10 protein-coding genes and 1 tRNA gene are annotated in these 11,655 nt (G+C 40.0%); 3 read left to right on the plus strand and 8 right to left on the minus strand.

The window, feature by feature from the left end; all coding sequences use genetic code 11:
• Nucleotides 1-2 precede the first annotated feature (2 nt).
• Nucleotides 3-1,430 carry a glutamine synthetase family protein gene (locus tag ACFIML_RS04160; protein ID WP_375606455.1) on the minus strand — a complete coding sequence of 476 codons (1,428 nt, stop codon included), beginning with the start codon at nt 1,428-1,430 and terminating at the stop codon, nt 3-5.
• Nucleotides 1,431-3,040: 1,610 nt separating this feature from the next.
• On the opposite strand from ACFIML_RS04160, the gene ACFIML_RS04165 reads away from it, so the two are divergent.
• From ACFIML_RS04165 to ACFIML_RS04175, 3 genes are all read left to right on the plus strand, one after another.
• Nucleotides 3,041-4,462 (plus strand): coproporphyrinogen-III oxidase family protein, encoded by a 1,422-nt coding sequence (locus ACFIML_RS04165; RefSeq protein WP_375614151.1) that lies wholly within the window; start codon nt 3,041-3,043, stop codon nt 4,460-4,462.
• Between the two features lie 10 nt (nt 4,463-4,472).
• Nucleotides 4,473-5,693: an MFS transporter gene (locus ACFIML_RS04170; RefSeq protein WP_375614152.1), complete on the plus strand. Its 1,221-nt coding sequence runs from the start codon at nt 4,473-4,475 to the stop codon at nt 5,691-5,693.
• 781 nt (nt 5,694-6,474) lie between these two features.
• Complete coding sequence (locus tag ACFIML_RS04175) at nt 6,475-6,621, plus strand: hypothetical protein (protein ID WP_375608561.1); 147 nt, start codon at nt 6,475-6,477, stop codon at nt 6,619-6,621.
• 46 nt (nt 6,622-6,667) lie between these two features.
• Here the strand turns inward: ACFIML_RS04175 and ACFIML_RS04180 are convergent, their stop codons facing one another.
• The 7 genes from ACFIML_RS04180 to ACFIML_RS04210 form a co-directional block, all read right to left on the minus strand.
• Nucleotides 6,668-7,057, minus strand: a complete 390-nt coding sequence (locus ACFIML_RS04180; protein ID WP_375608560.1) for a hypothetical protein — start codon at nt 7,055-7,057, stop codon at nt 6,668-6,670.
• Nucleotides 7,058-7,615: 558 nt separating this feature from the next.
• Nucleotides 7,616-7,954 carry an NADPH-dependent FMN reductase gene (locus ACFIML_RS04185; RefSeq protein ID WP_375606460.1) on the minus strand — a complete coding sequence of 113 codons (339 nt, stop codon included), beginning with the start codon at nt 7,952-7,954 and terminating at the stop codon, nt 7,616-7,618.
• A gap of 260 nt (nt 7,955-8,214) precedes the next feature.
• Entirely contained in the window at nt 8,215-9,558 is a 1,344-nt protein-coding gene (locus ACFIML_RS04190) for an MATE family efflux transporter (RefSeq protein ID WP_375606461.1), read from the minus strand.
• Nucleotides 9,559-9,680: 122 nt separating this feature from the next.
• Nucleotides 9,681-9,821 (minus strand): hypothetical protein, encoded by a 141-nt coding sequence (locus tag ACFIML_RS04195; protein WP_375606462.1) that lies wholly within the window; start codon nt 9,819-9,821, stop codon nt 9,681-9,683.
• Between the two features lie 25 nt (nt 9,822-9,846).
• Nucleotides 9,847-9,923, minus strand: a tRNA-His gene (locus ACFIML_RS04200).
• A gap of 138 nt (nt 9,924-10,061) precedes the next feature.
• Entirely contained in the window at nt 10,062-11,144 is a 1,083-nt protein-coding gene (locus tag ACFIML_RS04205) for a quinone-dependent dihydroorotate dehydrogenase (protein WP_375609059.1), read from the minus strand.
• A 51-nt stretch (nt 11,145-11,195) separates the two neighbouring features.
• Nucleotides 11,196-11,489, minus strand: coding sequence for a hypothetical protein (locus tag ACFIML_RS04210; RefSeq protein ID WP_375606464.1), 294 nt, complete (start codon nt 11,487-11,489; stop codon nt 11,196-11,198).
• Between the last annotated feature and the right edge of the window lie 166 nt (nt 11,490-11,655).

Consider the following 11,655-nt stretch of genomic DNA (forward strand, 5'->3'; position numbering starts at 1 on the left):
ATTTAAACATTCAGCAGGAGATATTCACGCTCCCACGGACTAATTACTTCCATAAAAGTTTCAAACTCTTGTCGTTTGATTGCAGCATAAGTACTGACAAACACATCCCCTAAAATAGCATGTATTGCTGTATCTTGTTCAAACAAATTAACTGCCTCAATGAGTCCACGCGGTAACTCAATATTATCAGCATTCACATTATTTGTCGTTGGCTCATCTGGCTCAATTTTTTGCTGTAAACCAATGAGACCACACGCTAAAGAAGCTGCAAGAGCTAAATAAGGATTCGCATCTGATGAAGGAAGCCTATTCTCGACACGCCGCGCTTGAGGAGCAGAACGAGGAACACGAAAAGCTGTCGTCCGATTATCATATCCCCACCGCAAATTAACAGGAGCCGAATTATCAGGTACAAGACGTCGATAAGAATTCACGTAAGGCGCAAGCATCACAAGAACCCCTGGCATATGTTTTTGCAATCCACCAATAAAATGCCGAAAACAGACACTTTCTTCACCATTCTCCTGTGTAAAAATGTTCATACCCGTTTTCTTATCAACGACCGATTGGTGAATATGCATCGCAGAACCTGGCTGCCCCTGAATGGGTTTTGCCATAAATGTCGCATACATATTATGTTTCAGTGCTGCTTCACGAATTGTTCGTTTAAACATAAAAACTTGATCCGCTAATTCAATAGGATCACCATGACGTAAATTGATTTCAAACTGACCTGCTCCTTCTTCATGAATGAGTGTATCAATTTCCAATCCTTGTGCCTCTGAAAAATGATAAATATCATCAATCAAATCATCAAATTCATTCACACCAGCAATTGAATAGCCTTGCCCTCCACCAATTGAACGCCCAGAACGACCAACCGGTGAAACTAAAGGGTAATCAGGATCGGGATTTTTTTGTACCAAATAAAACTCAATTTCTGGTGAAACAACTGGTTTTAAACCCATTTTTGTGTAAAAATGAACCACCGTTCGTAAAACATTGCGTGGTGTATAATCCACAACCTGACCATTTTGATACACAAGATCACAAATCACCTGTGCCGTAGGAGCATCTTCCCATGGCACAATGCTTAACGTAGAAAGATCAGGCTCAAGGCGTAAATCACCATCTGCTTTAGGATATTCAAAACCATGACCATCTTCAGGATAATCCCCTGAAATTGTTGCCATAAAAACTGCTGAAGGCAATGCCAATGATGTTTCCGATGTAAATTTTTTAGAAAGCATCATCTTACCCCGTGGAACTCCTGCTTGATCAGGCGTAATACATTCAATATCCTCTACCTTACGAAAAGAAAGCCATTGTGAAACCTGTTCCCAATTATTCACACCACGTAAACTTTTGAGAAAACGAGAGACAGGTTTAAAATTCTTACTTTTCGTTTGTTTAACATTTTTTACAGCCATAACATACCAACTTTAAAAACAATTAAGTCCTATTTTTATTGTATCAGCCCATGCATAAACGACACAAAAAAAATTTATCAACTGATATTTTTGAAGAATACTATAAGATTCATCAAGGTAAAAGAATTTTACGCTCAACAAGCTATCCTATCACCATCAAGCTATCCTATCACCATAGTGAAAATTGGTACTGCACGCGATACATCGGTCGAACCTTCTCCTTATATAAAACAGTGCGAAATACCATAGGGAACATAACCTAATTCCGATTCAAATAATCATATACAAGCAAACATTGGCGAGAATAATAAAGACGAGATATTTAATTTCCTTTTGGTTGTAGCAATGCTTAATTAAAAGAAAAGAAACTTTTTTAATATGAAGCAAGTTTTGTAACTCTATTGTTATCCACATAGAAGTAAACACCCTAGGATGGTGAGTAGCCTTTACAGCTAGTGCTTACAAACACTCACCCCGCCATAATATGCGTAAATGTATTTTCAGGATAAGTCATACGCTCAACATTTCCGACATAAAACTTAACCATCGCCTGCATAACAGAGCTATCAACCTTGTTCTGAGCGGATGGTACGACTCTGCACTTATATCAATTCCCACCGCTTGACATTGCACTTCGCACACAATATTTAGAGCTAAGAATCCAGTAGAGCATACCAAATCCAATAGATAGGATTTTTTGCTAATTGCGCCATGCGTGATTCAACATTTGATAATCTCCAGCCCACTAAGAGGTGTGTTATTTATATCTCAAAAGCCCAAAAATCAGGATATGAAAACACAATAATATCAATTTTCTTTGAACTAACGTCCTTCATCGTCGATCTTCCACCATCGTAAAATCTTTTTTGTATCAGTTGCTTTCACATACTTTGACTTATGATCTCGTGATACTGTGCAGACCGAGCACACGCCCCCATGCAAATGCACCCTATTAAGCCTAATCCTATTGGATTCTAGCAAAGACAATGCAGCACGTAACTTCGTCGCAGTCATACCAAAACGCGATCTATCCCCGTTTGCCAGTACATGACACAATCTCAATGAGATTTTAGGTAATATGTCAAAATGGCGAGCAAGAGCGATGATGTCATGTCATTCGATAATATTATCACACTGGACATTTATATGTTTTCTAATAGATAATTCTATCTCTTCTCGAAGTTTTACAGAGATATTAAAATCTCTACCTTTAAAACCATCTTTTTGCGCTAATGATATTTCATAACCAGACGCAAATTCCAAGACCCAGCAACATAACAATGATGTCCCGCACGTCCATTAAAATACCCTGCTTTTTCTCGCTCTAGGCATTCATAGCCCGACCACGTAAAACAGGGTACCAATTACAATATCAGACCATAAGACTGCAAGAGAAAGTTCTTTTATAAATAGACATTTTTTATCTTTCCATTGCCTCTTAAACAAGCTATCCTGTTCATATAACAAGTTATATGTATAATACATATAACTTCTACAAAAGGAGGATTCATTATGTTCCGTGAAAATCTTTGGTAATACACTCGAGCGATTGGATAACCAGTCGCCCGTCAATAATATAGTGCGAGTTAAGAAATTGGGGGAGATAAGCTATGCAACTCGTGGATCATCCTTTTGTGAAATTCAATCAACCCAAGCCGATTTACAACTTCACATATCCGCTATTTCGCACTATTTCAAATGAATTTTACAATTACCTAGACTTTAATAAGCTAGCGCAGAGTCAGCAGATTCCACAAGCGCGTACCATTTCTCTTTATTTGCATATTCCCTTTTGTGAAACCATCTGTTCCTTCTGTCCCTTTCAGAAAGGGGCCTACAAGCACGTTAAGCAAATCGAATCTTATATGTCAGCGCTTACCACAGAGATCAGAAACAAAGGAAATTTCATTCGCTCGCTTAAAGGGCCCATCCGCAGCATCTATATAGGGGGCGGCACACCGTCGCTTTTGTCTGCAGATAATATCCGCCACATCGGAAAAGTATTGCATGCCGAATTTGAGCTCTCTTCCTTAGCCGAGTTTACACTGGAAAGCGAACCGAAGAGCGTCACACGTGATAAACTTTATGCTGCCCGTGAGATCGGCGTTAACCGGATCAGCTTCGGTATACAGAGTTTCATTGAGCGTTTCCGATCATTGTTTAACCTCACCTCAACACGTGAACAAATCAACAATACCGTAGCTTGGTCACAAGAGATAATTGGACATGTCGGTTTAGACCTACTATATGGCATGCACAGCCAACAAGCCGAAGAACTATTATACGATTTGAAGCAAGCAAGCGAGCTTCACCCTGAAACCATCAACCTCTATGCAATCAACAATCTGGCTATCACGTCGCAACTGCATAAGTCTTACGCACAAAAAGGGTTGAAACCGTCCAGCCTACAGCATCGACAGATGCTTCGATTATTTAGCGACATCGTTATGCGCAGCTGCGGCTATGCGCCGTGTAATGGGCATTCCTATATCAAAATTTCCAATAACACTCCTCTAACGCTCGCTAAAACGAGTTCAGCTAATTATTTCCGCTATCACAAATATTTGCATGGTTATCATGATGATTATGTGGTTGGCTTTGGGGCGTCAGCACTGTCGATTCTCGGCTCACTCGTCACACGAGCCAATCCCAGTCGAAGCGAATACATTACCGACATACAACTTAAAGGCAAATCCAAAGTATACTACAATTGGGTATCAGCGGAGCAACAAGCCTCCAAGGCTTTGTGTATGCGGCTACCTTATAACGGCTATGCAAAAAAAGAAAGAATTGACTGGACCGCACTCCCCTCTTTTGTATACAATAACCTACAACAGCTCATAGATGCAGCTCTCATCGCAGAAAGTGATAACGATCTCCAGCTCACTCAGCGTGGTTGGCAATGGTATTCCAACCTTATGTATTTTCTTCTCCCTCAGGAAGACAGGAATATCTTGGACGACTATGTCGCAAACATGCTGAATACAACCGCCGTACTTGATGGAACAGCGGAAACCTGTGTGGCATCTTAAGGAGAACAGAATGTTCACGCTTTTTGCCAACAAGAACATACGCTATTTTTGCCTAACCGTTAGTCTGCTCGCCTTACTCAGCGGTGCTTTGCGCACTGCCATCCCGCTATTAGCAAGACAATCTGGATATGGCGTAGTCGGAGTAAGTTGGGCGCAAGGTCTCTTCTCATTAGCGTGGCCAATTTTCGGCATCCTTGCAGGCGTTTTACTTGATCGCTGCGACAAAATAAAACTTGCCACCTCAGCTCTCTTCATCTTCATGCTACTGCATATTGTCCTGTTCATACTGCTCATGATACAGATTACTCCAGCTGAACAAATTTTCTTCTATGCAACCATTGCTGGATTCATCGTCGTTTCTGCCGAAGCTTATATAATGACGATTCCACCACTTATCATGGAGGGAGAGCGATTGATGACCTTCTACTCTATTGTCTTGTTTTTAGATTTCGGGGTCTCCTATTTTCTTGCCCCTGTCATAACAAGCAGCATTTTAGCGCATAGCACACTGCTATTTCTCGGCCTGTTAATCGTGCTTTTTATCGCATTGATTTTTACCGCTCGCCATGCTGTTCCGACATCGCCAACACCTGATAAAGAAAACATCACTTTCCGTTATATCATTGCCGGCTTTCGTTTCATTTTTTCAAATCGGCATCTTACCTCCCTTACATTACTCACATTCTTTCTATCGGTGGTATTTGGAGCATTCCTAACCTCATTCATCTTCTTCGTTACCGACAGTCGGTATCTGGGCCTACATAGCAGCCAATATGGCGTGATGTTTGCAGCCTACGCACTTGGAACAATGGCAGGTGCCCTATTTGCGCCGCGTATACGCTATGCACCGGTGCGCCTAGCTGTTCTCACTGACGGTTTAGGAACGGTTGTCTTGCTGCTGATTCCAGCCTTTTCAAAAAGTGCTGTCGTCGTATGGGGCGTCACCTTTATCGCTGGCATTGGAGCAAGCTTATGGTTTATTGGTGTTACCGCCTTCAGGCAGCGCCTCACACCAAAGCAACTTCTCGGGCGAGCTAATTCTGCTTTTCGGGTGATAGGCTATGCTGGAACGCCGGTCGGAAGCTTTTTGGTCGGCGTCCTTGGTTCTTTTATATCATTGCAGTTTGCTGCCACCTTTATCGCTGGACTACTATTGGTGGCTATCGCGATAACGCTTCCATTTCTTTGGCAAGCTGATCATATAAACACCCCAAACCCTGCCACGAGGTAACAGCTGCTTTTAAAAAAAGACACGGTCAAAAAAGGCACACATACCCTATTACGCAATCGATTGATTTATTCTTTGGACGAGAAAATTATCACCATAATGGCTGATAGAGCCAGCGGCACTATAGAAGCAGCCAAACAAACGCTAAAGACAAAACAGCCCCTTTACGTTGCATTGGGCGATGATCCAACGCCTATATGAAGGATGCAGAGAGCTTATAGCGTACGAAGTGCAATTCTTAACTAAAAACTCCGCCCTAGCAATGCCTACTTATACTCCAGTTAATCCGTCACCCGCTGGACATCAAATGCCTCACCCCTTTACTGCTCCTCAAAATACATTTTGCTTCACTTACGCGCCGTATTCTTCCTTTGTAATTAAAAGAGCAGCCCTCCTTTCCTAGTTTAGGATCTCTGCCTACACAACGCAGCAACAGATACGACCATATATGCAATCACGCATTAGGACCTGCATAGTAGAAAGCTTAGTTCGAGAGATTCATAAAGCCTATATCCCAATAAATTTGCCGCCCAATCCATCTTTTAAAAGGGCGGTTTTATATAAACCGTTAGAGCAAGCTATGAAATCCTTAGGTGTATTAGAAATAATTGGCGGTTTTTACCTCAGACCAATGTTGATTGACTTTTACTCGTACATATACGCAAGCGGTGCTACTCTTTTCTCAGATAAAAAGGACATAATCGTTACCATCTGACCTATTATTGTTTGAAAATAAAAAAAAAGTATCAGTACGACTGATGATATTGAAGAGCTATCTCATTATGTGGCTGTACTTAATTACGGCATTGGGAAGCTAGACACGCAATCACCCGTTTCTGCGCGCCTTCTGCATGATATTCATAAGATTTTATTACGCGATAAACGCGGTACGTCCAAAAGTCTTGGCGAATTTCGCAAAGCACAAAATTAGCTTGTCGGTACGCAACTAAAGACAGCCTCATTCGTACCGCCCACTCCTACCACAGCCCCCCTACTCTCTCTACTACCATCCCCCGCTTAGAATCGCGCCAACTCATCACCGGTGCCTCGTTAAACGCCACACCAGTCTCAAGGGCGGTAAAATGCGCCTTGCCGCATTTAATCTTCAGCATTTCTTTAAGACGCAAATCAAACTCGCTATTCGTTCCTTTTGTTTCCAGCACAAAGTAAAGCTTTTGTTCGCCATCCCGCTCTAAAAAAAACGTCCAATCAGGCGTGTAAGAGCCAATGGGAGTAGCTATTTTAAAACTTCTTTGCAGTTTAAAAAACAATCTTACATCAGAGTCGTTATCGAGATTTTGCGCAAACTCTTTCTCAATACGGCTCTCACAAATCACATGATCATAAAGACTTTTCTCATTGATCACCGCCGGCCATATGATCGCCTTTTCTGACCTAATTTTACAGATGTGGAATCAATCTTATTGTGATGCGCACATCCAGAGATTATTTTATCCTCTGCATTAGAACCAAAAACATAAACAATACGCAAGCGGCTTCGGTAAGAAGGCCAAAAGCTCAATCTCAACCTACACGAAAATGCATGTGCAGGCGAATGCCCCCATAATATGCAATATTTCAAGCACGTCCATAGTGGTACCCCTTTTAAAAATTGTGCCTATGGCTTATAATAATCTCCAAGATACACATTTAGCCCTTATCTGAAATAACTCGATTTTGGATTGATGAGAACGAAAACGCGCTGCAATAATCACGTTATTTAGCCCTAATGACCGGTACACGGAAGCCAACAGTCCTGCACCACCAACGACTAAATAACGGTATTTCCTATCATTTTTGATCATATCCTCCACCCTTATTGTTTAAAAATATATATTTCATCAACAAGATGTGCGCAGCGAGCCCGTACATTTACGCTGCTAAGTCTCCATGTACGGTTTTCATTCTCAAACGCAAAACCATCTTTAGCTGAAGCAACTTGATATTGCAGTGCCTGTCCATAAAGCATATGCACAACTAGTACCAAATATACACAGGGCAGTGCGCATTTTTGGTTGTATTGTCATGAGAGAGAAGACCAAAAGCTTTATCCAAAAAGCACCATAATCTAAATTATCAAGAGCATTCTTCAAAGTCTCTGAATAAGACCTGTAATAAACAGGATTTGCAAAAATAACACCGTTAGCGACTGCAATTGTTTTAACAAATGCATGCACTTCAGCACCGCTGATTGTATTGTAATAACTTATAAAAACAACAACTTTTTTAAATGCCTCCTCAACGGCGTATGAATATAAGCACATTTTTTCTCGTCATTTTTTAAGGTATTAAACTCTTCCAATCTACCGAACTTACTCTTAAATTGAAGCCGAATGATTTTAATAAATCCATATTATTTTAAAATTCAATAAAGAATATTGAGGCTACAATCAAAGGCACTTCTTTTCAATATTAAGCAAGTTTTGTAACCTATATTGTTATCTCCATAGAAGTAAAACAGCCTCTATGGACGGTGAATAGCTATGCCTTCACAGCTAGTGCTTTACAAGCGCTTTTATAACACTCACTCTACCCCAAACATAGGATTGCATTTTATTAAATAACCCACGCGCATATAATTAAAGATAGAAACGATTAAGCTTGCACCAATCATGCCAAGCCAATAGCCAATAAAGTCATATTCAAAAAAATGCGCCATTAGCGCTCCCCCCAATAGGCCTAACCCCCAATAACTTATTGCTACAACAATTATTGACCAAAACGTATCAAGCAAACCCACAAGTATGCCATTGAGCATAGCTCCTAAAGTGCCAAAAGCAAAAGACAATAAGATGAACGGAAGCAACTCCCAAGAGAAAACAATAACGCGTTCTGAAGAAATATTAAAGATAGTTGTAAGGATAAATTCATAAGAGAGATAAACAACCACTGATAAAAATAAGACATAAGCTACAGCAAAAACTGTGACACTTATACGCAACTGTTTTAGAGCCATATTATTCCTATCTGCTCTATACCACGCTGCTATTGTCGCAGCTGCGCTGGAAATTCCCAAAGCCACCACAGAAATAAGCATATCGATACGCATCCCTATCGTATGTGCAGCCAAAGATTCGACCCCATAAGCCGTAATCATAAATGCAATGACCGAAGGAAAGCCTTCCGCAATAAGAATACGTATACCAATGGGTAGCCCTACTCGCAGCAATTTTATTATTCGTGAAATCTCTAACTTTGGTCTCAAATAATTAAAGCGAAAAGAATGAAAAGCAGAATTGCGGGACAAAATTATTGCCGCAGCGATAACAATTAAAATACGGATCAAACTGCTCGCAACTCCAGCACCAAAGACACCTAATCCGCTCGCAGAACCTATACCAAAAATAAGCGGCCAAGAGATAAAAAAATTCACGATGATAGCTGCAAGCATAACCCAGGTTAAAGGCTGTGGATTACCAATTGCTGACAGCAATCCCCGGCTATTCACATAAAGATAAAAAAACACCACTCCTATAGCAGCACCACTATTATATTCCTGCGCTATATTGGCAATTGTCCCATCTTGGCCGAGAAAACACAAAATATTCCTCGTGTTGAGTAAAATGATCGCACTCACCGTTCCAATCAAAAGGGAAAGCCCTATTCCTTGATCAAACCATGCCTTTAATGCATATCTATCTTGTCTACGAAAACTTTCCGCAAGTTTTGGTGCAACCGCGGTAATAATACCTAGCCCAAACAACATAACAAAACTAAATATACTCAGAGCTAACATTGTACCACTCAAGGCTTGCACGCCTAAATGCGCTACAAGCGCTGCTTCTGTGAAGGAAATCATCATCTGAGAGATAAACCCAACAGCCAGTGGCATGCCAAGAGATAGCAATTGCTTCATCACAACAAACATTGTGAATACCCTTCCATATTGAAAAGTGTATGAAGCTCGGATCTTTTAAACAAAACAATTGATTTGTTCCGTAAAATCTTTCCATCGCAAGTCTTGTGTAAAAGATGCATAATGAAAACGCATTAAGGTAAGAGGAGAAGCGCAATGCGCCTTATTGTTTTTTTTGGAATGCCATGCGTTTTTTGTACAACATTATACCCCCAAGCAGTTACAGTCGGTGATACAATACTCTTAGCAAGCGTTTGTTCGTCTTGCACATCCATTTTCAGTATTTCCAATAAAATTTTTTGGTACGGTTGGTGGGATTTGAACCTACGACCTCTGGTGCCACAAACCAGCGCTCTAACCAACTGAGCTACAACCGCATAAAAAGAAAATGTACCATAACTGTTCACGATTTTGTAAACATTTATCCTTTGCTTATGTGACATAAGGAAAATCAACAAAGTTTGCAAGCCCCTTTAAAAAAATCTCGCAATTTTTTGTGAAGAAAAAAGCGTTTTTTACAAAGGAAATTTTGCCCAATGCTCAAGACTATGATCACGATAGCTTTTTATGTTATCAACTCCATCTTGTTGCATCATCTGCAAAATCTCTTGCAGAATAGTTATGACAAGATCTGGACCTTCATAAACCATCCCACTGTATAATTGAATCAAATCTGCACCAGCTTTTACTTTTTCCAAAGCAGTTTGTGCGTCCTTTACACCGCCAACACCGATAATTGCAATCTCCTTCCCTAACTTTTGACGCATTTTTGCAAGCACAATAGTAGAACGTTCAAAAAGTGGACGTCCAGAAAGCCCTCCCTCTTCATTGCTGAGGTGACTATTGCTAAGCCCCTGGCGTGAAAGAGTTGTGTTAGAAACAATCAGCCCATTAAAATTAGAAAGCTTTATTTCTTCAGCAACATCATCTAATTCTTTCTCTGATAAATCAGGAGCAATTTTTAAAAAAATGGGAATGGAGAATCCATGCTTTTTCTCTTGCTCATTTCGCACTTGCGAAATTGCACTCAACAAAAGATGCAAACTGTCACGGGCCTGTAAATCACGTAAGCCTGGTGTATTAGGAGAAGAAATATTAACCGTAAAATAATCAGCAACATCATAAAAATGAGCAATACCAACAGTATAATCACCAATCTTATTAACCGTATCCTTATTGGCTCCAATGTTAACGCCTACAACACCAGTTTTTTTACACGCGCGCAATCTGTTGTAAACAACTTGATGTCCATCATTATTAAAACCCATTCTATTAATAATTGCTTCATCTTCTTTTAAACGAAAGAGTCGTGGTTTAGAATTTCCAATCTGAGGCTTTGGTGTCACTGTCCCAATTTCTGTAAAACCAAATCCTAAACGAAAAACACCATCCACAACCTCTGCATTTTTATCAAACCCCGCAGCAAGACCAATAAAATTTTCAAACTCAAGCCCAGCAACAGTTACACACAAACGTTTATCGATAACCTTTTGACAGCCATTTAATCCACTTTTCAGCCCGAGAATCGCTAAACCGTGTGCTTGCTCTGGATCCAACATAAATAAGGCAGAACGGCCAATACAACGAAAAAAACTCATCAATCCTTCTCCACAACATAAAAATGATCCATCGCACCTCACCTATATCTTTTAACACAAAAGATTACCAATCAAAGAGAGCATATTATCCAAATAATACTGCTCTCTTCTATAAGAAACTTCAGCATAAAAATCCATTAATAACCATACACATTTATATTGATGCATACCGTGTAAAAACTTTTTATTCTTTAAAAAACGTTTCTCTTTTTTGCTACTGTTCAGAGATAAACTTTCAAACCTAAACCTTATAAAATGCAGCACAAATTGAGACATCAATGGCTCTTCACCAAAGCCTTTCTCTTCTTTCTTATAGGTAAGCTTATACCCCCCTTTAAAAGGCAAAAAAATTATCTCTATTCTCAAAGTTACTTTGTGTAATATCATATAATATATTGATTTTAATGATAGTTAATCGTTATTCATATTGAATAAGAATCCCGAATATCGTAAGATTGTCTCATTTCAAATCTGTTTATCTTGAATCAATCAAAACCATTCGCTTGCACGT

Origin of the sequence: Bartonella sp. AC62GZZY (genome assembly GCF_042196525.1) — a bacterium.
Taxonomy (GTDB): domain Bacteria; phylum Pseudomonadota; class Alphaproteobacteria; order Rhizobiales; family Rhizobiaceae; genus Bartonella.

Coding starts and splice junctions, on each gene's coding strand:
- ACFIML_RS04190 (WP_375606461.1), bottom strand. CDS start 9,558: ATGTTTGTTGTGATGAAGCAATTGCTATCTCTTGGCATGCCACTGGCT.
- ACFIML_RS04160 (WP_375606455.1), bottom strand. CDS start 1,430: ATGGCTGTAAAAAATGTTAAACAAACGAAAAGTAAGAATTTTAAACCT.
- ACFIML_RS04205 (WP_375609059.1), bottom strand. CDS start 11,144: ATGAGTTTTTTTCGTTGTATTGGCCGTTCTGCCTTATTTATGTTGGAT.
- ACFIML_RS04170 (WP_375614152.1), top strand. CDS start 4,473: ATGTTCACGCTTTTTGCCAACAAGAACATACGCTATTTTTGCCTAACC.
- ACFIML_RS04185 (WP_375606460.1), bottom strand. CDS start 7,954: ATGTGCTTATATTCATACGCCGTTGAGGAGGCATTTAAAAAAGTTGTT.
- ACFIML_RS04165 (WP_375614151.1), top strand. CDS start 3,041: ATGCAACTCGTGGATCATCCTTTTGTGAAATTCAATCAACCCAAGCCG.
- ACFIML_RS04195 (WP_375606462.1), bottom strand. CDS start 9,821: ATGGATGTGCAAGACGAACAAACGCTTGCTAAGAGTATTGTATCACCG.